19 protein-coding genes are annotated in these 25,234 nt (G+C 72.8%); 9 read left to right on the top strand and 10 right to left on the bottom strand.

Annotation, left to right across the window (positions count from 1 at the left end; all coding sequences use genetic code 11):
• Positions 1-117: 117 nt before the first annotated feature.
• Complete coding sequence (gene pulA / locus GA0070614_RS06410; RefSeq protein WP_088975084.1) at positions 118-5,616, top strand: pullulanase-type alpha-1,6-glucosidase; 5,499 nt, start codon at positions 118-120, stop codon at positions 5,614-5,616.
• Positions 5,617-5,715: 99 nt separating this feature from the next.
• Here pulA and GA0070614_RS06405 read toward each other — a convergent pair whose 3' ends face one another.
• The 3 genes from GA0070614_RS06405 to GA0070614_RS06395 form a co-directional block, all read right to left on the bottom strand.
• A complete protein-coding gene (locus GA0070614_RS06405; RefSeq protein WP_088975083.1) occupies positions 5,716-7,281 on the bottom strand; it encodes a right-handed parallel beta-helix repeat-containing protein in 1,566 nt (521 codons plus the stop codon).
• A gap of 358 nt (positions 7,282-7,639) precedes the next feature.
• Positions 7,640-9,214, bottom strand: coding sequence for a right-handed parallel beta-helix repeat-containing protein (locus GA0070614_RS06400; protein WP_157744950.1), 1,575 nt, complete (start codon positions 9,212-9,214; stop codon positions 7,640-7,642).
• Positions 9,215-9,513: 299 nt separating this feature from the next.
• Positions 9,514-10,995 carry an aminopeptidase P family protein gene (locus GA0070614_RS06395; RefSeq protein ID WP_088975081.1) on the bottom strand — a complete coding sequence of 494 codons (1,482 nt, stop codon included), beginning with the start codon at positions 10,993-10,995 and terminating at the stop codon, positions 9,514-9,516.
• A gap of 187 nt (positions 10,996-11,182) precedes the next feature.
• On the opposite strand from GA0070614_RS06395, the gene asnB reads away from it, so the two are divergent.
• Positions 11,183-13,144: an asparagine synthase (glutamine-hydrolyzing) gene (gene asnB, locus GA0070614_RS06390; RefSeq protein WP_088979269.1), complete on the top strand. Its 1,962-nt coding sequence runs from the start codon at positions 11,183-11,185 to the stop codon at positions 13,142-13,144.
• Between the two features lie 135 nt (positions 13,145-13,279).
• Here the strand turns inward: asnB and GA0070614_RS06385 are convergent, their stop codons facing one another.
• Positions 13,280-14,377, bottom strand: a complete 1,098-nt coding sequence (locus tag GA0070614_RS06385; RefSeq protein WP_088975080.1) for a lytic polysaccharide monooxygenase auxiliary activity family 9 protein — start codon at positions 14,375-14,377, stop codon at positions 13,280-13,282.
• Between the two features lie 339 nt (positions 14,378-14,716).
• Between GA0070614_RS06385 and GA0070614_RS06380 the strand changes: the two genes are divergently transcribed.
• Both GA0070614_RS06380 and GA0070614_RS06375 read left to right on the top strand, forming a co-directional pair.
• Positions 14,717-15,652, top strand: coding sequence for a carbohydrate kinase family protein (locus tag GA0070614_RS06380; protein ID WP_088975079.1), 936 nt, complete (start codon positions 14,717-14,719; stop codon positions 15,650-15,652).
• Between the two features lie 8 nt (positions 15,653-15,660).
• Positions 15,661-15,879, top strand: a complete 219-nt coding sequence (locus GA0070614_RS06375; RefSeq protein ID WP_088975078.1) for a hypothetical protein — start codon at positions 15,661-15,663, stop codon at positions 15,877-15,879.
• Here GA0070614_RS06375 and GA0070614_RS06370 read toward each other — a convergent pair.
• The 3 genes from GA0070614_RS06370 to GA0070614_RS06360 all read right to left on the bottom strand — a co-directional run bounded on the left by GA0070614_RS06370 (position 15,852) and on the right by GA0070614_RS06360 (position 17,481).
• Positions 15,852-16,682 carry an MBL fold metallo-hydrolase gene (locus GA0070614_RS06370; RefSeq protein ID WP_088975077.1) on the bottom strand — a complete coding sequence of 277 codons (831 nt, stop codon included), beginning with the start codon at positions 16,680-16,682 and terminating at the stop codon, positions 15,852-15,854. The genes GA0070614_RS06375 and GA0070614_RS06370 overlap by 28 nt on opposite strands.
• On the bottom strand, positions 16,679-17,083 hold the full coding sequence (locus tag GA0070614_RS06365; protein WP_088975076.1) for a thioesterase family protein: 405 nt from the start codon (positions 17,081-17,083) through the stop codon (positions 16,679-16,681). The genes GA0070614_RS06370 and GA0070614_RS06365 overlap by 4 nt, the downstream gene beginning before the upstream one ends.
• Positions 17,084-17,145: 62 nt before the next feature.
• A complete protein-coding gene (locus tag GA0070614_RS06360; RefSeq protein ID WP_088975075.1) occupies positions 17,146-17,481 on the bottom strand; it encodes a VOC family protein in 336 nt (111 codons plus the stop codon).
• A gap of 84 nt (positions 17,482-17,565) precedes the next feature.
• Here GA0070614_RS06360 and GA0070614_RS31015 point away from each other — a divergent pair, with 84 nt between their 5' ends.
• The gene (locus GA0070614_RS31015) at positions 17,566-18,156 is read left to right on the top strand and encodes a CGNR zinc finger domain-containing protein (protein ID WP_088975074.1); all 591 of its coding nucleotides are present in this window, start codon (positions 17,566-17,568) and stop codon (positions 18,154-18,156) included.
• Positions 18,157-18,214: 58 nt separating this feature from the next.
• Positions 18,215-19,252 carry a phosphatase PAP2 family protein gene (locus GA0070614_RS06350; RefSeq protein WP_231933559.1) on the top strand — a complete coding sequence of 346 codons (1,038 nt, stop codon included), beginning with the start codon at positions 18,215-18,217 and terminating at the stop codon, positions 19,250-19,252.
• Between the two features lie 122 nt (positions 19,253-19,374).
• On the opposite strand, the gene GA0070614_RS06345 is transcribed toward GA0070614_RS06350, so the two are convergent.
• From GA0070614_RS06345 to GA0070614_RS06335, 3 genes are all read right to left on the bottom strand, one after another.
• Positions 19,375-20,646, bottom strand: coding sequence for a PH domain-containing protein (locus tag GA0070614_RS06345; protein ID WP_408630736.1), 1,272 nt, complete (start codon positions 20,644-20,646; stop codon positions 19,375-19,377).
• Positions 20,647-21,176: 530 nt separating this feature from the next.
• Positions 21,177-21,695: a PH domain-containing protein gene (locus GA0070614_RS06340; RefSeq protein ID WP_088975072.1), complete on the bottom strand. Its 519-nt coding sequence runs from the start codon at positions 21,693-21,695 to the stop codon at positions 21,177-21,179.
• 22 nt (positions 21,696-21,717) lie between these two features.
• Positions 21,718-21,948 (bottom strand): hypothetical protein, encoded by a 231-nt coding sequence (locus GA0070614_RS06335; RefSeq protein WP_088975071.1) that lies wholly within the window; start codon positions 21,946-21,948, stop codon positions 21,718-21,720.
• A 238-nt stretch (positions 21,949-22,186) separates the two neighbouring features.
• On the opposite strand from GA0070614_RS06335, the gene GA0070614_RS06330 reads away from it, so the two are divergent.
• From GA0070614_RS06330 to GA0070614_RS06320, 3 genes are read left to right on the top strand one after another with little or no spacing between them, the layout of a single operon-like run.
• Positions 22,187-23,299: an AAA family ATPase gene (locus GA0070614_RS06330; RefSeq protein ID WP_088975070.1), complete on the top strand. Its 1,113-nt coding sequence runs from the start codon at positions 22,187-22,189 to the stop codon at positions 23,297-23,299.
• Complete coding sequence (locus tag GA0070614_RS06325; RefSeq protein ID WP_088979267.1) at positions 23,278-24,279, top strand: DUF58 domain-containing protein; 1,002 nt, start codon at positions 23,278-23,280, stop codon at positions 24,277-24,279. Before GA0070614_RS06330 ends, GA0070614_RS06325 begins: the two co-directional genes overlap by 22 nt.
• Positions 24,276-25,226, top strand: coding sequence for a VWA domain-containing protein (locus GA0070614_RS06320; protein ID WP_088975069.1), 951 nt, complete (start codon positions 24,276-24,278; stop codon positions 25,224-25,226). Before GA0070614_RS06325 ends, GA0070614_RS06320 begins: the two co-directional genes overlap by 4 nt.
• Positions 25,227-25,234: the final 8 nt, after the last annotated feature.

Genomic DNA, 25,234 nt, shown 5'->3' with positions numbered 1-25,234 from the left:
GGCGACGCCATGTTTCGCAAGAGCACTGCTTTGTTGCGACGCCGTTTGCAAGGTATTGCAGAATGTTTCGGCAAGAGCTAGCGTGCGGGCGAATCAACGACCAGAGGAAGGCCGTCGATGAAACCCCCGCCGATATCCCGCAAGGCGCTGTTCGCCTTGATCTCCACACTTACCCTCGCCCTCGTCGGCGTCCCGGTCGCCGTCCAGCAGCTCGGCGCGGACGCCACCGACCGGTCCGGCGGCACCGACCCCCTGGCCGCCGCCGGCGCCGTGCAGTGGCGTACCGAGCCCTCCGCGGACGCCCTGCTCAAGGCCGGTGCGAGCACGGGCCGGGCCGAGCAGTTCTACTTCGTCCTGCCGGACCGGTTCGCCAACGGCGACAAGCGCAACGACACCGGCGGACTGACCGGTGACCGGCTCCGCACCGGCCTGGACCCGAAGGACAAGGGCTTCTACCACGGCGGCGACCTCAAGGGGGTGATGGACAAGATCGACTACATCCAGGGGATGGGGACGACCGCCATCTGGCTCGCCCCGGTCTTCAAGAACCGGCCGGTGCAGGGCACCGGATCGGACGTCTCCGCCGGCTACCACGGCTACTGGATCACCGACTTCACCCAGGTCGACCCGCACTTCGGCACCAACGAGGACCTGAAGAAGCTGGTCAAGCTCGCCCACCAGCGGGGCATCAAGGTCTACCTCGACGTCATCGTCAACCACACCGCGGACGTCATCAAGTACGCCGAGGACACGTACACCTACGTCGACAAGAAGTCCTCCCCGTACACCGACTCCCGGGGCCGGGCCTTCGAGGACCGCAACTACGCCGACGGCACCCGCGACTTCCCGGACGTGGACACGACGTCGTTCCCGTACACGCCCACCTTCGCCAACCCGGCCGACGCGAAGGTCAAGGTGCCGGCGTGGCTGAACGACCCGACGATGTACCACAACCGCGGTGACTCGACCTTCGCGGGCGAGAACAGCGAGTACGGCGACTTCTTCGGCTTGGACGACCTCTGGACCGAGCGGCCCGAGGTGGTGCGCGGCCTGACCAAGGTCTACGGCGACTGGATCGAGTCCACCGGCGTCGACGGCTTCCGCCTCGACACCGTCAAGCACGCCAACCTCGACTTCTGGCCGCAGTTCAGCCAGGGCATCGAGCGGCGCGCGGAGCGGGCCGGCAAGAAGGACTTCTTCATGTTCGGCGAGGTGTACAGCGCCGACCAGGAGATCGCCTCCACGTACGTGCGCCGGGGCGGCCTGCCCGCCACCCTCGACTTCTCCTTCCAGGAGGCCGCCCGCGGCTACACCGCCGCCGACGGCTCCGCCAAGTCCCTCGCCGACGTGTACGCCCGCGACGACCTCTACGCCGCCCGGGACACGAACGCCAACCGGCTGACCACCTTCCTCGGCAACCACGACATGGGCCGGATCGGCTCCTTCATCGCCGCCACCGGTGGTGACGACGCCAGCCAGCTGCGCCGCAGCCAGCTCGCCCACCAGCTGATGTTCCTCACCCGTGGCCAGCCCGTCGTCTACTCCGGCGACGAGCAGGGCTTCACCGGCCCCGGCGGGGACAAGGACGCCCGGCAGGACATGTTCGCCAGCAAGGTGGCGGACTACCTCGACGACGACCTGATCGGCACCACCCGCACCCACGCCGCCGACCAGTTCGACTCCGGCCACCCGCTGTACCGCACCATCTCCGAGCTGGGCAAGCTCCGCGCCGCCCACGCCGGGCTGCGCGACGGCGTCCAGGTGACCCGGCACGCCGCCGACGGCCCGGGCGTCTTCGCCTTCTCCCGGATCTCCCCGGCCGACCGCACCGAGTACGTGGTGGCCGTGAACAACGCCGCCACCGAGCAGACTGTCACGGTGGACACCTGGTCGCCCGGTACCACCTTCACCGGCATCTACGGCGGCGTCACCACCCCGGCCGCCGGGGCGGACGGCAAGCTGAGCATCTCCGTGCCGGCGATGTCGGCCGTGGTCTTCAAGGCCGGCGCGGCGATCCCGCAGGCCGCCGACACCCCGACGATCACCATCACCGGACCGGGCGACACCCCGGTCGCCACCAAGGCCGCCGTCACCGCCGAGGTCACCGGCGACCCGCTCGCCACCGTCACCTTCGCCGCCCGGGTCCCCGGCGGCAAGTGGACCCTGCTCGGCAGCGCGCACAAGGCCCCGTACACCGTGCACCACGACCTGACCGGCCTGCCGGGCGGGACGAAGGTCGAGTACAAGGCCGTCGTCCGCGACGGCAAGGGGCGCACCGCCGCCACCCGCTCCAGCGGGATCGTCGGCACCCCGGCGCAGGGCGCGTCCCGCGACTGGGTGGTCGTGCACTACCAGCGTCCGGCCGGCGGGTACGACGACTGGGGCCTCTACACCTGGGGCGATGTCGACCCCGCGTACGCCACCGAGTGGCCCAAAGGGCAGCCATTCGCCGGTGAGGACTCCTACGGCCGGTTCGCCTGGGTCAAGCTGAAGCCGGGCGCGAAGAGCGTCGGCTTCCTCGTGGTCGACTCCGACGGGAACAAGGACGTCGCGAACGACCGCACCGTCGACGTCACGCAGACCGGCGAGGTCTGGGTGAAGCAGGGCGACCCGACGCTCTACCCGACCCGGCAGGCCGCCACCGGCGAGCCGGACCCGACGGTCGACGAGGGCACCGCGCTGATCCACTGGCGCAAGGCCGACAACGACTACGACGGGTGGGGCCTGCACCTCTGGGACGGCGCCGCCAACCCGACCGACTGGGCCCGGCCACTCGCCCCGGAGAAGGTCGACTCCTTCGGCGCGGTCTTCCGGGTGCCGCTGGCCTCGGGCGCGACCGGGCTCAGCTACATCATCCACAAGGGTGACGTGAAGGATCATCCCGAGGACCAGCGGCTGGACTTCGCCGGCGCCGGGCGGGAGGTCTGGCTGCTCGCCGGGGTCAAGGGCCGGCTGCTGCCGTCCACCTCCTCCGGCCCGGCCCGGGACCTGGACGTCACCAAGCAGAAGGCGCAGTGGATCGACCGGTCCACCGTCGCCTGGCAGACCGGCCCGACCGACGGCAAGCGGTACGCCCTGGTCGCCGCCCCGACCGGTGGCCTGACCATCGCCGACGGCGAGCTGTCCGGGACGTACACCTCGCTGCCGTTGCGGGCGCAGCGCAACGGGCTCACCGAGGCCCAGCGCGCGGCCTTCCCGCACCTGTGGGCCTACCGCGCCTTCAGCCTGGACCGGGCCGACCTGGCCAAGGTGCCGGCGGCGCTGCGCGGACAGCTCGTGGTGACCGAGCGGGACGCCGAGGGCAAGCTGCTCGGCGCGACCGGCGTGCAGATCCCGGGCGTGCTCGACGACGTCTACCGCGCCGCCACCGGCGCGAAGCTCGGCGCGACCTTCGCCGGCAAGGTGCCCACCCTCGCGGTCTGGGCGCCCACCGCGCGGCAGGTGTCGCTGCAGCTCTTCGACGCGCCCACGGCGCAGCCGAGGACCGTGGCGATGAGCCGCAACGACCGCACCGGCGTCTGGTCGGTGCGCGGCAGCCGCGACTGGACCGGAAAGTACTACCGCTACCAGGTCGAGGCGTGGCAGCCGGCCGCGCAGAAGGTGGTCACCGCCTCGGTGACCGACCCGTACTCGGTGGCGCTCGCGCCGGACTCGACGCACAGCCAGATCGTCGACCTCGGCGACCCGGCGCTGGCTCCGGCCGGCTGGTCGAAGCTGCGCAAGCCGCCGGCCGTGCCGCCGGCCAAGGCGCAGATCTCCGAGCTGTCGGTACGCGACTTCTCGATCGCCGACGAGACCGTGCCGGCCGAGCGGCGGGGCAGCTACCTCGCCTTCACCGACCCGAACACGGCCGGGATGAAGCACCTCAAGGCCCTCGGTGACGCCGGGGTGAACTACCTGCACCTGCTCCCGTCGTTCGACTTCGCCACCATCCCCGAACGTCGCGCCGACCAGCAGCAGCCCGCCTGCGACCTGGCGAAGCTGCCGCCGGACTCCGCCGAGCAGCAGAAGTGCGTCGCGGCGGTGGCCGAGAAGGACGGCTACAACTGGGGGTACGACCCGCTGCACTACACCGTGCCGGAGGGCGGCTACGCCGTCGACCCGGCCGGGGCGAAGCGGACCACCGAGTTCCGGCAGATGGTCGCCGGGGTCAACGGCGCCGGCCTGCGGGTGGTGATGGATGTCGTCTACAACCACACCTCGGCCTCCGGCAACGACCCCAAGTCGGTGCTGGACCAGGTGGTGCCGGGCTACTACCACCGGCTGCTGGACGACGGCACGGTCGCCAACTCGACCTGCTGCGCCAACACCGCCCCCGAGCACGCCATGATGGGCAAGCTGGTGGTGGACTCGCTGGTCACCTGGGCGAAGCAGTACAAGGTGGACGGCTTCCGGTTCGACCTGATGGGCCACCACCCGAAGGCGAACCTGCTGGCGGTCCGGGCCGCGCTGAACGAGCTGACCCTGGCCCGTGACGGCGTGGACGGCAGGAAGATCCTGCTCTACGGCGAGGGCTGGAACTTCGGCGAGGTCGCCGACGACGCCCGCTTCGTGCAGGCCACCCAGGCCAACATGGCCGGCACCGGGATCGGCACCTTCAACGACCGGCTGCGGGACGCGGTGCGCGGTGGCGGCCCGTTCGACGGCAACCCGCGGGTCCAGGGCTTCGCCTCGGGTCTCTACACCGACCCGAACGGCGACGACGTCAACGGCACGCCCGCCGAGCAGAAGGCCCGGCTGCTGCACTACCAGGACCTGATCAAGGTCGGCCTGGCCGGCAACCTGAAGGGCTACCGGTTCACCGACTCGTCCGGCAAGCGGGTCACCGGCGCCCAGGTGGACTACAACGGCTCCCCGGCCGGGTACACCGCCGCGCCGGGCGAGGCGGTCACCTACGTCGACGCGCACGACAACGAGATCCTGTACGACGCGCTGGCGTACAAGCTGCCGCAGGGCACCTCGGTCACCGACCGGTCCCGGATGCAGGTGCTGGCGCTGGCCACCACCGCCCTCGGGCAGGGCAGTGGCTTCGTCACCACCGGTACCGAGCGGCTGCGCTCGAAGTCGCTGGACCGCAACTCCTACAACTCGGGGGACTGGTTCAACCAGATCCGCTGGGACTGCGCCCAGGGCAACGGCTTCGGCATCGGGCTCCCGCCCGAGCAGGACAACAAGGACAAGTGGTCGTACGCGAAGCCGCTGCTGGCCGACGAGAAGCTGGTCCCGGACTGCGCGGCGATCAACCTGACCGACGCCCGGTACGCGGAACTGCTGAAGATCCGTGAGTCCTCGCCGGTGTTCGGGTTGCCCACCGCCGACCAGGTGCAGAAGCGGGTCGCCTTCCCGCTCTCCGGCGCCGAGGAGACTCCTGGTGTGCTGACCATGACCCTCGACGCCCGCGGGCTGGACGGGAAGTGGAAGTCGCTCACCGTCGTCTTCAACGCCACCCCGGAGGCGGCGAAGCAGCGGGTGACCGGTCTGCGCGGGGCGAACGTGACGCTGCACCCGGTGCTGGCCGGCTCGGCCGACCCGGTGCTGCGCACCGCCTCGTTCGACCGGGCCAGCGGCACGTTCACCGTGCCGGCCCGTAGCGTGGCGGTCTTCGTCCAGAAGTAGGCGCGGCACGGTCCGGCCCCCTTCCGCTGTCGCGGAAGGGGGCCGGACCTCGTTCCTGTGTCAGCCGGTGTCGTCCCGGCCGATCACCGTGTCACCGGCTCAGTTGGCGCAGCCGGGGACGTCGACGCAGTTGCGCGGCTCGTTCTTCGCGACGATCGTCTTGTCGTCGAGAACGACGGTGCCGTTGTCGTTGAAGATGCCTCCGGCGCCGCTGTTGGCGGTACCCGTGTTGGCGGCGAAGTTGTAGACGATCTTGCTGGTGCGGATCGCCAGGTCGCCGTCGCCGTCGTTGTAGATGGCGCCACCCTCCTCGGCGTGGTTGCCCTTGAACTCGGTGGCGTAGATGTTCATCCGCTCACCGTTGAAGATGCCGCCACCGTTGTCGCCGGCGGTGTTGTCGAGGAACTTGCTGTGCCGGACGACCACGACGGCGCTGCTGTCGTGGAAGAGGCCGCCGCCGTCGTCGGTGGCCTTGTTGCCGGCGACGACGACGTGCTCGAGGGTCAGCTCGCTGTCGCCGTCGTTCCAGATGCCGCCGCCGTCGTCGCAGGCGACGTTGCCGATCACCTTGCTGTGCGTGACGGTGACCCGGGTGTCGTCGTCGCTCCAGATGCCGCCGCCGTCGTTGCTGGCCTTGTTGTTGGCGATCTTGCTGTGCGCGACGCTGACGATGCCGTTGTCGTCGTTGGCGATGGCGCCGCCGTTGCCGCCGTTGCCGGTGCTGGTCGCGGTGTTGTTCGCCAGCTCCGACTTGTGGATGGTCAGGGTGCCCTCGTTGTAGATGGCGCCGCCGTTGCCGCCGGGCGTGCCGGTGCCGCGGGCGTGGTTGTCGGCGAGCAGGCTGTCGTGGATCTCGACGTCGCCGAGGTTGTAGATCGCGCCGCCGTTGCCGCCGGTGGCACCGACGCCGGTGGCCCGGTTGTCGACCAGCTTGGTGTGCTTGAGGACGGCCTGTCCGCCCTCCTCGACGAGCAGGGCGCCGCCGTTGGCGCCGTTGGGCTGCAGCGGCGGCGGTGAGGTGACCTGGCCGCCCTTGAGGGTGAGGTCCTTGAGGATCAGCTCACCGCCGTTGAGGACCTGGAAGAACCGGAACAGCTCACTGCCGTCGTGGACCAGCTTGGAGTTGTGCCCGAGCAGGACGATGCGCTCGTCGATGGCCGGGAAGGCGTTGTTGTCGGTCTGTTCGGTGAGCTTGTACTCGCAGTCCTTGGCCAGCCGGAACACCCCACCGTTGTCGAGGTTGGCCCGGTTGACCGCCTCGACCAGCACGTCGCTGTCACACGGCAACTGCTTGGCCGGACCGTACTCGTCCTTCTCCTTGCCCTTCTGGTCCCGGCCGTCCTTCCCCTTGCCCTGCCAGTCCTGGCCCTGACCCTTGCCCTGCCAGTCCTTGCCCTGACCGCCGCGGGCGTCCGGGCCCTTGCCACCCTTGTCGGCTTCGCCCTCACTGCCCTGACCGGCGCCGGCGTCCTTGGTGACCTGCTCGGCCGTGGCCCACTTCAGGTCGGCGAGACGGTCGGCCCCGGCGGCACCCGCGCTGGTCCCGGCGGCGACGCCGGCCAGGCTGACCACGCCGGTCAGGCCGGCCACGCCGGTGGCGAGCCACAGCTTGCGCCGGCTGCCCGGCGCGGTGTTCTCGGAGTTCTTGCGAAGGTAGTTGGACATCGGAGCTCTCTGCTCTCTCCTCGTACCAGACAGGGGCGCTCGACCATGGGGCAGCTCCCCTGGCTACAAATCGGTTGTAGCTGCTGAGGCCCACCGTATGAGAATGTTTTTCTCTTCACGGTCAGATCCGAGATATACCCACGTTAGGGGTAAGACGGGCGCAGTCCGGCATGCTCGGGACGGGGACGGAGCACTCCGGGCGCACCGCCCCGGACGGGCGATATGCGGCGCGGACCCCACCGGAGTCGTCGCGGGCACGTGCTCGCCGGGGCCGACCCGGCCGTCGGCCGTCCCGACGCGGTACGGAAGGGGTCCCTCCCGTACGCGACGGAAGGGACCCCTTCGGCTATGTGGTGGTTCAGTTGGCGCAGCCGGGCACGTCGACGCAGTTGCGCGGCTCGTTCTTCGCGACGATCGTCTTGTCGTCGAGAGTGACCGTGCCGTTGTCGTTGAAGATGCCCCCGGCGCCGCTGTTGGCGGAGCCGGCCTCGGCCGCGAAGTTGTAGACGATGGTGCTCTTGCGGACGGTGAGGACGCCGTCGCCGTCGTTGTAGATGGCGCCACCCTCCTCGGCGTGGTTGCCCTTGAACTCGCTGTCGAAGAGGTTCAAGGTCTCGCCGTTGAAGAGGCCACCACCGTTGTCGCCGGCCGTGTTGTCCAGGAACTTGCTGTGCTTGACGGTGGCGACGCTGTTGCTGTCGTGGAAGACGCCGCCGCCGTCGTCGGTGGCCTTGTTGCCGGACACGACGACGTACTCCAGCGTCATGACGGAGTCGCCGTCGTTGAAGATGCCGCCGCCGTCGTCGCACGCGACGTTGTCGGCGATCTTCGTGCGGGTGACGGTGAGGCGGGTGTCGTCGTCGCTCCAGATGCCGCCGCCGTCGTTGCTGGCCTTGTTGCTGACGATCTTGCTGTACGTGACGGTGGTGACACCGTTGTCGTCGTTGGCGATGGCGCCGCCGTTGCCGCCGTTGCCGGTGCTGGTCGCGGTGTTGTTCGCCAGCTCCGAGTCGTGCACGGCCAGGGTGCCCTCGTTGTAGACGGCGCCGCCGTTGCCGCCGGGCGTGCCGGTGCCGCGGGCGTGGTTGTCGGCCAGGAGGCTCTTGTGGATCTCGACGTCGCCGAGGTTGTAGATCGCGCCGCCGTTGCCGCCGGTGGCACCGACGCCGGTGGCCCGGTTGTCGACCAACTTGGTGTGCTTGAGGACCGCCCGGCCGCCCTCCTGCACGAACAGGGCGCCGCCGTTGGCGCCGTTGGGCTGCAGCGGCGGCGGTGAGGTGACCTGGCCGCCCTTGAGCGTGAGGTCCTTGAGGATCAGCTCACCGCCGGAGAGCACCTCGAAGAACCGGAACAGCTCACTGCCGTCGTGGACCAGCTTGGAGTTGTGCCCGAGCAGGACGATGCGCTCGTCGATGGCCGGGAAGGCGTTGTTGTCGGTCTGCTCGGTGAGCTTGTACTCGCAGTCCTTCGCGAGCCGGAACACCCCACCGTTGTCGAGGTTGGCCCGGTTGACCGCCTCGACCAGCACGTCGCTGTCACACGGCAACTGCTTGGCCGGACCGTACTCGTCCTTCTCCTTGTCCTTGCCCTTGTCCTCCTTGCCACGCCACTGCTTGCCGCCCGGGGCGGCCGTGGCGTCCTGCCGGTCGTACCCCTGGCCGGGGTCCTGGCCGGTCTTCTTGTCTTCCTCTTCGCCGGAGCCGACATCGGCGGTGCCGGTGCCGCTGGCCTTCTGCTGCGCCGTGGCGGACTGCACCTCGGAGACGCGCTGCGTGTCGTCGGCCTTGTCGTCACGGGCGGCGAGGCCGCCCAGGGCCGCCAGGCCGACGACGCCGGACAGTCCGGCCACGCCGGCCACCCACAGGGCGCGTCGCTTCTTCGCCGGTGCGGCCATGGGTGCCCCGCCGTCGGGAGTCGTTACGTCGTTGGACATCAGAGCTTTCCGACCTTTCCTGCTGCAGACGGGGTCGCACCACCCAGAGCGGCGCGACCAGCTACAAATGGTTTGCAGCTCTCTGATCCCCACCGTATGAGAAGGATCCTCGCGACGAGGACTTATCCGAGAAAAGCCCGCATTCCCCTCACTTCGGGCATCGGCGGGTCAACTCGACGGCTCCCGGCAGGAAGCGGGTGAGCAGCGCAAACACGACGGGCCCCGACCACGGCAGGCGGAACGTCCGAGACGTCCGCGTGCCGCAGGCGAGGCCCGCCGCAGGTAGGTCGTACCCCCGGTCAGCCGGGCAGGCGCGGGCCCGCCTCCCGCTGCTCGGCCAGCCAGGTCTCCACCTCGTCGGCGCGGCGGGGGAGACCGGCCGACAGGTTCACCGACCCGGTCGCGGTGACCAGGATGTCGTCCTCGATCCGCACGCCGATGCCGCGCAGCTCCTCGGGGACCAGCTCGTCCTCCGGCTGGAAGTAGAGCCCGGGCTCGACGGTGAGCACGTAACCCTCGCCCAGCGCGCCGTCGCGGTACTTCTCCTTGCGGGCGTTGGCGCAGTCGTGCACGTCGATGCCGAGCATGTGGCTGGTGCCGTGCAGGGTCCACCGCCGGTAGACCGTCGACGCCGGGTCCATCGCCTCGTCCACGCTCACCGGCAGCAGGCCCAGGTCCTTCAGCGCCTCGGCCAGCACCCGCATGGCGGTCAGGTGCACGTCCCGGAACGCCACGCCCGGCCGGATCACGTCGATGCCGGCCTGCTGCGCCTGGTAGACGGCGTCGTAGACCTGCCGCTGCAGCGGGGTGAAGCGGCCGTCGACCGGCAGCACCCGGGTCACGTCGGCGGTGTAGAGGTTGCGGTTCTCCACGCCCATGTCCATCAGCAGCAGCTCACCCGGGCGGGTGGCGCCGTGGTTGTGCACCCAGTGCAGGATCGTGGCGTGCTCGCCCGCGCCGACGATCGAGCCGTACCCGACGTCGTTGCCGTCGTGCCGGGCGCGCAGCGCGAAGATGCCCTCCAGCAGCCGCTCCGAGACGCCCCGGTCGGCCGGCAGCGCCCGGGCCACGTCCTCGAAGCCACGCACGGTCGCGTCGCACGCCTCCTGGAGCTGGGCGATCTCCCACTCGTCCTTGACCAGCTTCAGCTCGGAGATCACGATGGCCAGCTCGCGGTCACGGGCCGGCCGGCCGTCGACGAGCGGGCCGTCCCAGGGGCGCACGGCCGCGTCCACCCGGGCGTCGAACCCCCGCAGCACCCGGGTACGCCCCGGCGCCAGCCCGGCCAGCGCCGCGTCCAGCCCGGCCAGGTCCTCGGTCGGCAGGCCCAGCTCGGTCGACTTCTCGGCCAGGGTGTGCCGCCGGCCCACCCACAGCTCGCCGTGCCGGCTGCGGAAGAACTCGTCGGTCTCCCGCGACGAGCGCGGCCGCATGAACAGCGTGGCGTCGTGCCCGGAGCCGTTGGGCCGCAGCACCAGCACGCTGTCCGGGTCCAGGTCGCCGGTCAGGTACGCGAAGTCGCTGCCGGGCCGGAACGGGTGGTCGGTGTCGTTGGCGCGTACCTTCTCGGTGCCGGTCGGGATGACCAGGGTCTCGCCCGGGAAGGCCGCGGAGAGCGCCGCGCGGCGCTTGGCGTAGTTGGGCACCTCCGGACGGGGGCCCACCGGCAGCGCACTGTCCGCCCAGCCCTGGCGCATGAACGCCAGGAAGGCCTCCGGGAAGTCCGGGTCGTGCGATTCGGTGCCGTCCGCCGGCTTGCCGCTGGTCCGGTCCTCGGCCATGGTCCGCTCCTCCCGTGTCGTCGCTGGTCCGACCGTACCGCCTCGGCGGGCGACGCCGGGACCCGTGGTGCCGCCGCCGGCTCCGGGTGCGGTGTCGGCGCTGGTCGGCGCGACCCGCCGTCCGCCGGGAGGGAGACAGGCAGCGGTGCCGCGACGGCCGCACCGACCGCGTGAAAAGATGACCACCATGTGCGGACTCCTGGCCTTCTTCAGTGCGCGCGGCGACGCCGCCGCTCACCGCGACAACATCGCCGGGGCGTTGGAATGCCTGCACCACCGCGGCCCGGACGAGACCGGTGTCGAGGTGGTCGGGGACGCCTCCGGCCGGTACGCGGACGGGGTGTTCGCGCACAAGCGGCTGGCGATCATCGACGTGGCCTCCAGCCACGAGCCGCTGCCCTACGCGGGCGGCCGCTACCTGCTCACCTTCAACGGTGAGATCTACAACTACATCGAGCTGCGCGACGAGCTGGTGCGGACCTTCGGCGCCCAGTTCGCCACCGCCGGCGACGGTGAGGTGATCGTCGCCGGGTACCACTACTGGGGCGAGCAGGTGCTCACCCGGCTGCGCGGCATGTTCGCCTTCGTCATCTGGGACCGGCAGGAGCGCCGGGCCTTCGGCGCCCGCGACTACTTCGGCATCAAGCCGCTGCACTACCTGGAGACGCAGGACGGGCTCTACCTCGCCTCGGAGAAGAAGGCGCTGCTGCCGTTCGCGCACTCGGCGTACCAGGGCGACGCCGGCATCGACACGGCCAGCCTGAGCCACTACCTCACCCTGCAGTACGTCCCGGAGCCCGGCACCCTGCACAAGGGGATCAGCCGGATCGGCTCGGGGGAGTACCTGACCTGGACCCCGGGCGGCCGGATCGACGTGCGCCGGTGGTACCGGCCGGTGTTCCGCCCGGCCCCGGTCTCCGACGAGCAGCGGCTCTACCACGAGATCCGGGAGACGCTGCGGGAGAGCGTCCGGATGCACATGCGCTCGGACGTGCCGGTCGGCTCCTTCCTCTCCAGCGGCATCGACTCCACCGCGGTGGTGGCGCTGGCCCGGGAGTTCAACCCGAACATCCTCACCTTCACCGTCGGCTACGACGTGCCGGGCTACTCCGAGATCGACGTGGCCCAGGACTCCGCCCGGCACCTCGACGTGACCACCATCCCGACCAAGATCGGGCCGCAGGACATGATCGACGCGCTGCCGAAGATCGTCTGGCACCTGGACGACCCGGTGGCCGACCCGGCGTTGGTGCCGCTGTACTTCGTGGCGAAGAAGGCCGCCGAGCACGTCACGGTGGTCCTCTCCGGCGAGGGCGCGGACGAGTTCTTCGGCGGGTACACGATCTACCGGGAGCCGCTCTCGCTCGGCGCGGTCAACGGGCTGCCCGGCGGCGTGCAGAAGGGGCTGCGGGCGGTCTCCAAGGCGATCCCGCAGGGGGTCAAGGGCAAGAGCTTCCTGGAGCGCGGCACCACCCCGATCGAGCAGCGCTACTACGGCAACGCCCGGATGTTCACCGAGGAGGAGAAGCAGCACCTGCTGCGCCGCTACGACCCCTCGGTGCGCTACACCGACGTCACCGCGCCGATCTACGCCGAGTGCACCGAACTCGACGACGTCACCAAGATGCAGTACGTCGACCTCTACACCTGGCTGCGCGGCGACATCCTGGTCAAGGCCGACCGGATCTCGATGGCCCACTCGCTCGAGGTGCGGGTGCCCTTCCTCGACCGGGAAGTCTTCAACGTCGCGGCCGGCATCCCGGTGGACCTGAAGCTGCCGCCCCGCTCCGACGCCACCAAGTACGCCATGCGCCAGGCGTTGCAGGGCGTGGTGCCCCCGGCCATCGTCAACCGCAAGAAGCTCGGCTTCCCGACCCCCACCCGGGTCTGGCTGCGCGGCGAGATGTACGAGTGGGCCCGGCACGTGCTGGCCACCTCCGGCGCCGGTGACCTCATCGACCTGTCGTACGCGATGCGGCTGCTCGACGAGCACAAGCGGGAGGAGGCGGACCACTCCCGCAAGGTGTGGACCGTGCTGATCTTCTGCATCTGGCACGCCATCTTCGTGGCGAAGACCCTCGACCCGGGCATCCAGCGCAACCAGTCCGCCCTGCTCACCAAGCCGGTGGTCGGCAGCATGGTCCGCTGACCGGCCGCCCCGGCCGGGGCGTACGCCCGTCGACCAGGAGGTCCGCGCCCCCGCCGGGGACGCGGACCTCCTGATCGTTTCCGGACCGCCGACGGTGCCGGGGTGGCGGGCGGCTGGCCCGTCACCCCGGCGGGGTCAGCGACCGGTGCAGGTGACGGTCGGCAGGCTGCTCGCGCCGCTGGAGCTGGCGATGAAGCCGAACGTCGTCGTGCCCTCCGGCGCGATGGTGCCGTTGTACGCGGCGTTGGTGACGGTCACCGTCGACCCGCTGGTGCTCGCCGTGCCGTTCCACACCTGGCTGATCGACTGGCCGCTGGGCAGCGTCCAGGACGCCGTCCAGCCGCCGTAGGTCCGGGTGCTGTGGTTCATGATCATGACTTCGCCCTGGAACCCGCCGCTCCAGGAGCTGACCACCTTGTAGACCGCCATGCAGTCACCGCCGGGCGGCGGCGTGGTCGGGCTCGGCGGGGGAGTCGTCGGGCTCGGCGGCGGCGTGGTGGGGCTGGGCGGCGGGGTCGTCTGACCGGAGCCGATCCCGGTCACCTCGCCGTTGCCGCCGTCGAAGGTGACGTCCGAGCAGCCGAAGAAGTTCTCCTGGCTGTCCGAGCGGACCCAGCGGGAGTAGATGATGTGCCGGCCGGACTTGTTCGACGGCAGGTTGCCGCTGAAGTAGTAGTGCCCCTCGTTGGTGCCCACCGCGCCGCGCTGCGGCGGGTTGGTCACCGTCAGGAACGGCTGCTCCTCCAGGTCGCCCCAGGCCAGCGGGCGGGTCGGGCTCCAGCTGTCCTTGGTGACGTAGAAGTAGAAGGTGCCCGGGTGGTGGGCCCAGTTGCTGTACCGGAAGTCCAGCCGGGCGCCGGCGGTCAGGTGGGTCAGCGGCCAGTCGGTGCGGGCCAGGTCGTACCCGGCGAAGCCGGGGTTGCCCCCGCTGCACAGCTTGCCGTCGGGGATGAAGCCGACGGTCCGCCCGCCGGCGTCCGAGCGCAGCACGCTGAACCAGTTGTAGAGGGAGTTGGCGCCGCTCTGGGCGACGGCGGCGGAGCAGGCCGGGTTGTTCGGCCGGATCTCGCCGGTGCCGGTGAGGCCGTCCTTCCAGCACAGGTAGGTCCGGCTGCCCGGGGTCATCGCCGCGCCGTGCGCGGCGGCCGGCTCGGGTTGGCTCACCAGGGCGACGGCGCCCAGGGCGAGGGTGGCGGCCGCGGTGAGCAACGCGGCGGTACGGGAACGGAGCACGAGCTTCTCCTGATCCGCGGGGCAGGCGCGACGGCCGGCCCCGCTGTGGCGGGGGATGCGTCGATCGCGGCGCCACGCCCGGCCCGGGAACAGCGGAGAGGGCCGGTGGTCGCGCGCGCCGCCGACGGTCCGCGTCCCGCGGACCGGTGCCCTCGCGTCGGCTCCAGCTCGTCGCCGTCGACACGGCAGCCCCCCGCGCCGATCCGGCTGACACAATCCCATCACGCCCGCCGGAGCCGCGCAATAGCCGTTGCTCGATATGCGCGGACGCGGCATCACCGCCCGTCGCGCCGGGCGCTGTGCCAGCCTTGGTACGGACGACGGACGCTGGGAGGCGATGTGGGATACGCGGTGGTGCTCGGTGAGGCGTTGGTGGACCTGCTCGACGTCGAGTGCGAGGGGCGGCCCGTCTTCCGGCAGGAGATCGGCGGCGGCCCGCTGAACGTCGCCGTCGGCGTGTCCCGGCTCGGCGGGAGCGTCCAGTTCGTCGGCTCCCTCGGCGACGACGTGCTCGCCGGCCGGATCCGGGCCTTCCTCGACGACGCCGGGGTGGGCACGGCCGGGGCGGTGACCGTCGCGGCCCCCACCACGCTCGCGGTGACCACCCACGCCGGGGCCGAGCCGGACTTCCGCTTCTACGGCGAGCCGCCCTCCCACGGCCTGCTCACCGCCGACGACCTGGACGTCGCGCTGGTGGAGGGCGCCGACGTGCTCTACTGCGGCTCGATCGTGCTGCTCTGCCCGCCGGTGCTCGCCGCCGCCCGCCGCGCCTGGGCGCTCGGCGCCGGGCTGCGGGTCTTCGACCCGAACGTGCGGCCCCGCCTGCTGGACGGGCCGGCGGCGTTGGACCGGCTGCGCGAGGTGGTCGCGGAGTTCGCCGCCGGGGCGCACCTGGTCAAGCTGAGCGCCGCCGACGCCGAGCTGCTCTACCCCCGGGAGCCGGTCGAGGGGGTCGCCGCGTACCTGCGGGAGCTGGGGGCCGGCACCGTCGTGGTCACCCTGGGCGCGCACGGCGCCGTGGTCGCCCCCGCCGGTGGCGACCCGGTACGCGTCCCCGCGCCGAAGGTGCGCGCGGTGGACGCCACCGGCGCCGGTGACTCGGTGATGGCGGCGCTCATCGCCGACCTGCTCGTCGACGGCGAGCCGGCCGGACCGCCGGACTGGCACCAGCGGGTGGCGTTCGCGCTGCGGGTGGCCGGCCTGGTCTGCGAGTCGCCCGGCGGGGCGGTGTCGATGCCCACCCGCGCCGAGGTGCTGCGCCGCTTCGCCGACTGACCGGGGCCGTGCGCCGCCTGGCCGACTACGAACGGCACCGCGCGACGTGGCTCGCCGCCGCCCTGGCCGACCGCGACCCGGCCGACCGCGACCCGGCCGACCGCGACCCGGCCGACCGCGACCCGGCCGACCGCGACCCGGCCGACCGCGACGCGGTGCACGGCTTCCCCGCCGGCCCCACCGCCGCAGGCGAGGTCGGTCAGGCGGTGCCGTCGAGTTCGGCGTAGCCGCGCCGGGCGGCGATCAGGGCCGGACGGGCGCCGAACGGCGCCTCGGCGGCGACCCGCTCGGGCGGGGCGCCGGCGGTGTGCGCGGCCCGGATCAGCCAGGCCAGGTCGACCAGCTGCTTGTGCTGCGCCCGGACGAAGTCCACGTCGACCGGCTCGCCGTGCCCGGGCACGACCACCGTCGCGGGCGTGGTGAGCCGCAGCAGCTCGGCGACCGCGTCCGGCCACTGGAGCGGGTACGAGTCCTCGAAGGCGGGCGGCCCGCTCTGCTCGACCAGGTCGCCGGCGACCAGCACGTCGGCGTCGGGCACGTGCACCACCAGATCGGCGTCGGTGTGCCCGCGACCCGGATGGCGCAGCACCACCCGACGGCCACCGACGTCCAGCACCGCCTCGGTGTGCACCGGGTGGGTCGGGGCCAGCAGCGCGGTGTCGGCGACTTCGGCGGCGAGCCCCGGCCGCTCGCCCCGCAGCTCCTCGTACGCCTCCCGGCGCAGCCGGTCCGGCGCGTCACGCAGCGCGGCGGCGGCCAGTTCGTGCGCGTACACCGGCCGGGGCGGGTCGGTGGCGAGGGTGGCGTTGCCGAAGCAGTGGTCGAAGTGGTGGTGCGTGTTGACCAGCGTCCACGGGTGGCCGGTGACGGCACGCGCCGCCTCGGCCAGCCCGGCCGCCTGACCGGCGGTGGAGAGGGTGTCCACCAGCAGCGCCTCGCCGTCGCCGACGACAAGCGTGACGTTGACGTCGAGCAACGGCTCGCGCAGCACGTGGACCCGGTCGGCGACCTCGGTGAACCGGAGGCTCATGACACCCGCACGGCGCGTTCCACGAAGCGCTGCCGGTCGACCAGCACCCGCTCCACCCGACCCCGGGCCACCGTCTCGTCGCCGTCGGTGACCGCCACCTCGAAGACCAGCCGTCGGCCGTCGACCTCGCCGAGGCGGGCCTGCGCCACCACCGTCCGGCCGACCGGGGTCGCCGCCAGGTGCTCCAGCTCGATCCGGCTGCCCACCGTGGTCCGCCCGGGCGGCATCCGGACGGCGGTGGCCGCGACGGTGGCCGCCTCGACCAGGGCGAGCACCCGGGGGGTGCCCAGCACCGGCACGTCACCCGAACCCACCGCCTGCGCGGTGTCGGCGTCGGTGACGGTCAGCTCGACCCGGGCGGTCAGCCCGGGCGGAAAGGGCGGCTCCGGCTGCTCCTGCATGGACCGAGCGTAGTGCAGGAGAGGCGCAGCCGTCCGGTGTCCCGCCCGCCGTGGCCGCGCCGCTAGGACCCGACCACGCAGAACTGGTTGCCGTCCGGGTCGGCGAGCACCACCCAGCCGTCGTGCCGTCCCACCTCGGTGGCCCCGAGCCCCTGGAGGCGGTCGACCTCACCGGCCACGTCCCCGGTGACCAGGTCCAGGTGCAGCCGGTTCTTGCCGGTCGGCCGCTCGGGGACGACCTGGAGGAACAGGTGCGGCCCGGCGCCCTCGGGCGCGGTCAGGTACGTCGAGGCGGCGTCGGAGGAGGTGACCCGGTAGCCGGTGGCCGCCTGCCAGAAGGCGGTGCTGGCGGCCAGGTCGTTCGTGTCGATGCCGACGCCGCCGATACGGATGCCCACGATGATGTCCCTTCGTCTAACCAACGTAAGCCGTACGCTAGTTATACGACCGGCCATCGTCAATGGCCGGTTAGACTCCGCCGCATGGCCACCGACCCGCCCGTCGACGACACCGCCGCTCCCGGGCGGCTGCGGTGGATCGAGGAGTTCGTCAACACCCGCCGCGAGGACGGCGACGACATCGCCGCGCCCGAGCAGCTCGGCCACTGGCTGCGCGACCGGGGCCTGCTGCCCGCCGACGCCGCCGTCGACCCCGCCGGCCGCGACCGGGCCGAAGCCGTACGCGAAGGGCTGCGGGCCCTGATCGCGGCCAACAACGTCGCGCCGGTGGCCTCCCCCCGTCCGGACGGGCTGGACCCGGCCGCCGGGGCCGCGCTCGCCGCGCTCACCCGTGACCTGCCGCTGGTGCTCGACGTGACCGGACCGGCGCCCCGGCTCGTGCCCGGCACCGCCGACCCCGTGGACGCCGCGCTGGCGACCCTGCTCGCGGTCGTCGCGGAGGCCGTCGCCACCGGCGCCTGGCACCGGCTCAAGGCGTGCCGGGAGCCGAGCTGCCGCTGGGCCTACTACGACCACTCCCGCAACCGGCGGCGCACCTGGTGCTCGATGGAGATCTGCGGCAACCGGGCCAAGGCCCGGGCCGCCCACCACCGCCGCAGCGCACCCCGGGACTGACCCGCCCCGGGACGGTCGGCGTCGGTCGATGCGTCAGCCGCCGTTAACCTTGACCGCGATGGCCGTCGTGACTGACCCCCAGCCCCCCGCCCCGACCGGACCCGCCGCGTCCTCCGACGGCGGGCGTCGCCGCGTGATCGCCATGGCGGTCTGGGGCGTCGCCTTCGTCGTCGCCTGGCTGGCGATCGGCCTGCCCACGGACCCGGCGTACGCCTTCGTCTGGATCTGGGCCGCCACCATCGCCTGGAACTCCTCCCGACCGTGGCGCAGCCACCTGGCCTTCGCACGCGACTGGGTGCCGGTGGTGCTGCTGCTGGCCGTCTACAACCTCTCCCGGGGGTTCGCCGACAACGGGGCCACCCCGCACGCCTACGAGCTGATCGTCGCCGACCGGGTGATGTTCGGCTGGGCCACCGGCGGCCAGGTGCCCACGGTCTGGCTCCAGGAGCACCTGTACCGGCCCGAGGTGCACTGGTGGGACGTGGCGGTGAGCTGGGTCTACTTCTCCCACTTCGTGGTGGCGCTGGCCGCCGCCGCGGTGCTCTGGCTGCGCAACCGGAGCCGCTGGGCCGCGTACATGCGCAGGTTCGGCTTCCTCTGCGCCGCCGGCCTGGTCACCTACTTCCTCTATCCGGCCGCCCCGCCGTGGTGGGCGGCGCAGAACGGCCTGCTCACCGAGGTCGCCCGGATCTCCACCCGGGGCTGGAAGGCGTTCGGCATGCACGGCGCGGGCAACCTGCTCAACGCCGGCCAGATCGCCTCCAACCCGGTGGCCGCGATGCCGTCGCTGCACACCGCGTGGGCGCTGTTCGTGGTGCTGTTCTTCCTCCGCGCCACCCGCAAGCGCTGGTGGCCGCTGCTGCTGGCGTACCCGCTGGCGATGACCTTCACGCTGGTCTACTCCGGCGAGCACTACGTGATCGACGTGCTGGTCGGCTGGGCCTACGTCGGGCTGACGTTCCTGGTGGTCGGCCTGGCCGAGCGCTGGTGGGCCGCCCGCCGGGCCCGCCGCCGGCCGGCCGGTGCGGAGGAGGCCGTCGCCGCCGTCCCGGAGCAGGCGGGCGAACCCGCAGCGGCGGAGCCGGCCCGCCGCTGACCGGCCCGCCGCGTCACCGTCCGGCCCCTGACGGAGCTCCGGCCCGCCGCTGACCGGGCCGCCGTCGACCGCTGAGCGGTCGACGGCGGCGGTCGAGTTGTCGGCCGGCTACGGCCGAGCGGTCAGCGAGCCAGCCGCGCGGCGTGCGACCGGGCGGTCAGCTCGGCGGCGAGGACCCACGCCTCGGCCAGGTCACGGTGGTGCGCCACGGCGCCGCCGCCGGACGCGGTGTCCGCGTGCACCGTGGCCAGCCGCAGCCGTCGCTGCACCGGTCCCTGCACCACCCGCACGCTCTGGATCCGGGCGTACGGCACGATCACCAGCCGGCGGGTCAGCAGACCGGACCGGGCGGCGAAGACCCGCTCGTCCAGCCCCGCGCCGAGCACCCGGACGCTCAGCGGGCGCAGCCAGCGGGCCCGAGCCGGCGGCGGCGCCAGCGGCAGCCCGGCCAGTCGTACCCCGGGCAGCACCTCCGCCACGATCCGCGCGCCGGTGGACAGGTCCCCGACGGGCAGCAGCCGGTCCGGGCGGTTGCGGTCGTCCGGCTCGCCGGCGGAGTAGCCGGCCACCTCCAGCCGCAGCCGCAGCCAGCCCTTGACCCGCCAGAGCAGCGGCCAGGTGACCCCCACCGTCTGCACCCGGTCCAACGGGACGGTCTGCACCCGGGTCTCCAGCAGGCCGTTGCGCACCCGCAGGCTGTCGTCCTCCCGGGCCAGCCGGAAGTTCCAGTCGTCGAGCACCCGGCGGACCGGTTGCAGCAGGACACCTGCCATCGCGGTCAGCGTGCTGGCCACCGCGATGAACGACCAGGAGCCCTCGGACAGGAACTGCGCCACCACGAACGCCACGCCGAACGGCAGCAGGAACGCCTGCGGGGTGAGCAGTTGGCTGACCAGCAGGTCGGCGTTGCGTACCGCGTGCAGCGGACGCCCGGCGGCCTCGGGTCGCGGCGCCGGCCCGCCGGGCACGACCGCCGCGCTCGGCGGGTGGGCCGGCGCCCGGCCCGCCATGCCGAGCAGCCGCTGGCGCAGCGCCGCCGCCTCACCCACGCCGAGGTACGCCAGCGGCGCCTCGGTCTTGCCGCCGCCGACCACCTCCAGGCGCAGCTCCGCCAAGCCGGTGAGCTGGGCGAGCAGCGGCCGGACCACCTCCACCGCCTGCAACCGCTCCAGCGGGATCGCCCGGGTGCGCCGCCACAGCAGCCCCTCGTGGATCCGCAGCTCCCGCCCGACGATGTGGTAGCCGGTGTTCCACCAGCTCACCACCGCCAGCACGGTCGCGCCGAGCGCGAGCACCACCACCATCGCCACGAACCAGCCGAAGCCCACCCGGGACAGCGTCGACCAGGAGAGCCCGGCGATCACCACGACCAGCGACTTCGCCCCGTGCAGCACCGGGCTGAGCGGGTGCAGCCGCTGCCGCGGCTCCGCCCCGGCCGGGTCGGCCGGCGGCGTGCCGGCACCGGCCGGGGGCCTGACTGCACCGGTGGGGGACCTGCCGGCGTCGGTCCGCGGCGTGCCGGCGTCGGTGGGGGGCCGGACCGCGTCGGTCGGCGGCGGTGCCCAGGGCGCGACCGCACCGGGCGCGAGTGGCGGCGTACCACCGGGACGGCCGACCGGGGACGCCGCGCGCGGGCCGGCGGGGACGTCAGGGCCGCCGGCGAGGCGAGGCCCGGGGCCGGATCCGGCGTGCGGGTCGGCGTCCGTCGCGCCCCGGACGTGCGGGGCGGTGCCGGCGGGCGGTGCGGTGGCCGGTTCAGGCTCAGGCGGGCCGGCCGGCACGTGTGGGGCGGTGCCGGCGGGCGGTGCGGTGGCCGGTTCCGGCCCGGGCGGGCCGGCCGGCCGGGACCACGGGTCGGGCGACGGCGCGTCGGTGGGCGTCCCGGCACGGTCCGGCGCGACCTCGGGCCCGCCCGGGCCCTCGGTCACAGCCCCTCCGCGCGGTCTTCGCCGAGCGCGGTGAGCCGGTCGCGCAGCCGGGACGCCTCCGCCGGCCGCAGCCCGGGGACCCGGGCGTCACTGGCCGCCGCGGCGGTGTGCAACTGCACGGTGGCCAGGCCGAACGCCCGCTCCAGCGGGCCGGCGCTGACGTCGACGAACTGCATCCGCGAGTACGGCACGATGGAGAGCCGGCGCACCAGCAGCCCGTGCCGGACCAGCAGGTCGTTCTCGCGCTCGGCGTACCCCCAGGCGTGCACCGCCCGGACGATCGCCACCGCCCGCCACAGCCCGAGCAGCAGCACCACGCCGAACGCGACGCCGACCAGCCGGTGACCGCTGAGCGCCCAGCCGACGCCGAGCCCCACCAGCAGCACCGCCAAGCCCATCGCCAGCCGGAGCAGCTCCACCCAGATCAGGTCGCGGGAGATCGGCTGCCAGCGGACGGTGTCCGGCCAGGGTTCCAGGGCGCTGACCGGGGGCTGTGCCGGCTCGGGCCCGTTCACCGCAAACGTCCGCTCTGCGCGCTCACGCTTCGAGCGTATGCGATCCGGGCAGCGGCGAGACCTCGCGCAGGAAGCCGCGCGCGTCGAGGAAGTCACCCAGCGACGTCCGGTGCTCCGGACAGGCCAGCCACGTCTTGCGGCGCTCGGGGGTGTGCAGGCGGGGATTGTTCCAGCGCAACGCCCAGACGGCGGAGGCGCGACACCCACGGGCCGAACAGATCGGGGCCTCGTCGGCGGGGGTGGGTACGGTCACCCGGGCCAGTCTAGGCCGGGGCACCGGAAGATTGAGCGCCGGGCGGCCACGGGGGGAGCCGCCCGGCGACGGGGTGAATCGTACACGCGCCGGACCCCTCCGTGTCCACCCTCGTTCAGCGATTCGGTCAGCGGCGACGGCGTGGCGGAAATCGGGTTCTCCCTCCGTCGGCTCTCAGCCGGGCATGCGAGTCTTGATACGCACCACGACGCGACGACGACCATGCTGTGGAGGACCGGTGGCCCAGCCGACCATGCCCGATTCCCCCGACCCGAACGGGGCGGCCCCGGAGCCACCCGCGACGGTGAGCACCCCCGCCCAGGACGCCGGCCTGCTGGAGAAGGCGCTGTTCGAGATCAAACGGGTCATCGTCGGGCAGGACCGGATGGTCGAGCGGATGTTCGTCGCACTGCTGGCCCGGGGGCACTGCCTGCTGGAGGGCGTACCCGGGGTGGCGAAGACCCTCGCGGTGGAGACCCTGGCCAAGGTGGTCGGCGGCGACTTCGCCCGGGTGCAGTTCACCCCCGACCTGGTGCCCGCCGACATCATGGGCACCCGGATCTACCGGCAGTCCAGCGAGAAGTTCGACGTCGAGCTGGGGCCGGTCTTCGTCAACTTCCTGCTCGCCGACGAGATCAACCGGGCGCCGGCGAAGGTGCAGTCGGCGCTGCTGGAGGTGATGAGCGAGCGGCAGGTCTCCATCGGCGGCGAGACGCACCGGGTGCCCGACCCGTTCCTGGTGATGGCCACCCAGAACCCGATCGAGCAGGAGGGCGTCTACCCGCTGCCGGAGGCGCAGCGGGACCGCTTCCTCATGAAGATCGTGGTGGGCTACCCGACCGACGCCGAGGAGCGGGAGATCGTCTACCGGATGGGCGTGGCCGCGCCGGAGCCCGCCCAGGTGTTCACCACCGACGACCTGCTCGCCCTGCAGCGCAAGGCCGACCAGGTCTTCGTGCACAACGCGCTCGTCGACTACGCGGTGCGGCTGGTGCTGGCCACCCGTACCCCGGCCGAGCACGGCATGCCGGACGTCGCCCGGCTCATCCAGTACGGCGCGAGCCCGCGCGCCTCCCTCGGGCTGGTGCGGGCCACCCGGGCGCTGGCCCTGCTGCGCGGCCGGGACTACGCCCTGCCGCAGGACGTGCAGGACATCGCCCCGGACATCCTGCGCCACCGGCTCGTGCTCAGCTACGACGCGCTCGCCGACGACGTGCCCGCCGACCACGTGGTGCACCGGGTCATGTCGACGATTCCGCTGCCGTCGGTCGCGCCCCGGCAGCAGGCCAGCCCGACGCCGCCACCGGTCAGCGCCCCACCCGGGGCCGGCTGGCCCGGGCAGCGGCCGTGACCTCACCCGGGCGACCGTCGGCCGGCGGCGAACGCGACGAGGCGGTGCTGGCCCGGCTGCAACTCCTGGTCACCCGCAAACTCGACGGCCTGCTCCAGGGCGACTACGCCGGGCTGCTGCCCGGGCCGGGCAGCGAGGCGGGGGAGTCGCGCGAGTACCGGCCCGGCGACGACGTACGCCGGATGGATTGGCCGGTCACCGCCCGGACCACCATGCCGCACGTGCGCCGTACGGTGGCCGACCGGGAGTTGGAGACCTGGCTCGCGGTCGACCTCTCGGCGAGCCTCGACTTCGGCACCGGGCGGTGGCTCAAGCGGGAGGTGGTCGTCGCGGCGGCCGCCGCGCTCACCCACCTGACCGTGCGCGGGGGCAACCGGATCGGCGCGGTCATCGGCACCGGCGCCGAACCACCCGCCCGCGCCGGCCGGTGGCGTTCCGCCCCGCCCCCGCCCGCCGGGCCGGGCGTGCTGACCCGGGTGCCGGCGCGCTCCGGCCGCCGGGAGGCCCAGGCCCTGCTCCGGGCCCTCGTCCACACCCCGGTCCGGCCCGGCCGCAGCGACCTGGGCGCGTTGGTGGACCTGCTCAACCGGCCGCCGCGCCGCCGCGGCCTGGCCGTGGTGATCTCGGACTTCCTCGCGCCACCTGGGCAGTGGGGACGCCCGCTGCGTAAGCTGCGGGTCCGGCACGACGTGCTGGCGATCGAGGTGGTCGACCCGCGTGAGCTGGAGCTGCCGGACGTGGGGGTGCTGCCGGTGGTCGACCCGGAGACCGGTGAGCTGCACGAGGTGCAGACCGCCGACGCCGGGTTGCGCCGACGGTACGCCGACGCGGCCGCCGCCCAGCGCGACACGATCGCCGCGGAGCTGCGTGCCGCCGGCGCCGGACACCTGCGTCTGCGTACCGACCGAGACTGGCTGCTGGACATGGTGCGATTCGTGGCCGCGCAGCGGCACGCCCGCACCCGGGGGACGACTCGATGATCCGTTTTCTGCAACCGTGGTGGCTGCTGGCCGTGCTGCCGGTGCTCGCCCTCGCCGCCCTCTACGTCTGGCGGCAGCGGCACCGTCGGGCGTACGCGATGCGCTTCACCAACGTGGACCTGCTGCGTACCGTCGCGCCGAAGGGGTTGGGCTGGCGGCGGCACGCGGCGGCCACCGCGTTCCTGCTCGCCCTGCTGGCGCTCGCCACCGGGATGGCCCGTCCGGCGGTGGACACCCGCGAGCCGTTGGAGCGGGCCACCGTCATGCTCGCCATCGACGTGTCGCTGTCCATGCAGGCCGACGACGTGTCGCCGAACCGGCTGGAGGCCGCCCAGGAGGCGGCCAAGCAGTTCGTCGGGGAGCTGCCGGAGAGCTACAACCTGGGGCTGGTCTCCTTCGCCAAGTCGGCGAACGTGCTGGTCGCGCCGACCAAGGACCGGGCGGCGGTGACCGCCGCGATCGACGGGCTGACCCTGGCCGAGGCGACCGCCACCGGGGAGGCCGTCTTCACCTGCCTGGAGGCGATCCGCTCGGTGCCGGCCGACGGCACGGCCGGCATCCCACCGGCCCGCATCGTGCTGCTCTCCGACGGGTACCGCACCTCGGGCCGCTCGGTGGAGGAGGCCGCGGCGGCGGCGCAGGCGGCGAACGTGCCGGTCTCCACCATCGCCTTCGGCACCGACTCCGGACAGGTGGAGATCAACGGCCAGCCGCAGCGGGTGCCGGTGGACCGGTTGGCGCTGGCGCAGCTCGCCGAGACCACCGAGGGCTACTTCTACGAGGCCGCCTCGGTGGCCGAGCTGAAGCAGGTCTACCAGGACATGGGCAGCTCGATCGGATTCCGCACCGAGCCCCGCGAGATCACCCAGTGGTACGCCGGGGTGGCGCTGCTGCTGGCGCTCTGCGCGGGTGGGCTGAGCCTGCTCTGGACGTCCCGGATGCTCTGAGTCGGCGG

This window comes from Micromonospora coxensis, from assembly GCF_900090295.1.
In the GTDB taxonomy this organism is placed as follows: Bacteria; Actinomycetota; Actinomycetes; order Mycobacteriales; family Micromonosporaceae; genus Micromonospora; species Micromonospora coxensis.
This window is presented reverse-complemented; position numbering and strand designations above follow the sequence as displayed.

Coding starts and splice junctions, on each gene's coding strand:
- GA0070614_RS06350 (WP_231933559.1), top strand. CDS start 18,215: ATGGCCGTCGTGACTGACCCCCAGCCCCCCGCCCCGACCGGACCCGCC.
- GA0070614_RS06320 (WP_088975069.1), top strand. CDS start 24,276: ATGATCCGTTTTCTGCAACCGTGGTGGCTGCTGGCCGTGCTGCCGGTG.
- GA0070614_RS06395 (WP_088975081.1), bottom strand. CDS start 10,995: ATGGCCGAGGACCGGACCAGCGGCAAGCCGGCGGACGGCACCGAATCG.
- GA0070614_RS06405 (WP_088975083.1), bottom strand. CDS start 7,281: ATGTCCAACTACCTTCGCAAGAACTCCGAGAACACCGCGCCGGGCAGC.
- GA0070614_RS06370 (WP_088975077.1), bottom strand. CDS start 16,682: ATGAGCCTCCGGTTCACCGAGGTCGCCGACCGGGTCCACGTGCTGCGC.
- GA0070614_RS31015 (WP_088975074.1), top strand. CDS start 17,566: ATGGCCACCGACCCGCCCGTCGACGACACCGCCGCTCCCGGGCGGCTG.
- GA0070614_RS06365 (WP_088975076.1), bottom strand. CDS start 17,083: ATGCAGGAGCAGCCGGAGCCGCCCTTTCCGCCCGGGCTGACCGCCCGG.
- asnB (WP_088979269.1), top strand. CDS start 11,183: ATGTGCGGACTCCTGGCCTTCTTCAGTGCGCGCGGCGACGCCGCCGCT.
- pulA (WP_088975084.1), top strand. CDS start 118: ATGAAACCCCCGCCGATATCCCGCAAGGCGCTGTTCGCCTTGATCTCC.
- GA0070614_RS06400 (WP_157744950.1), bottom strand. CDS start 9,214: ATGTCCAACGACGTAACGACTCCCGACGGCGGGGCACCCATGGCCGCA.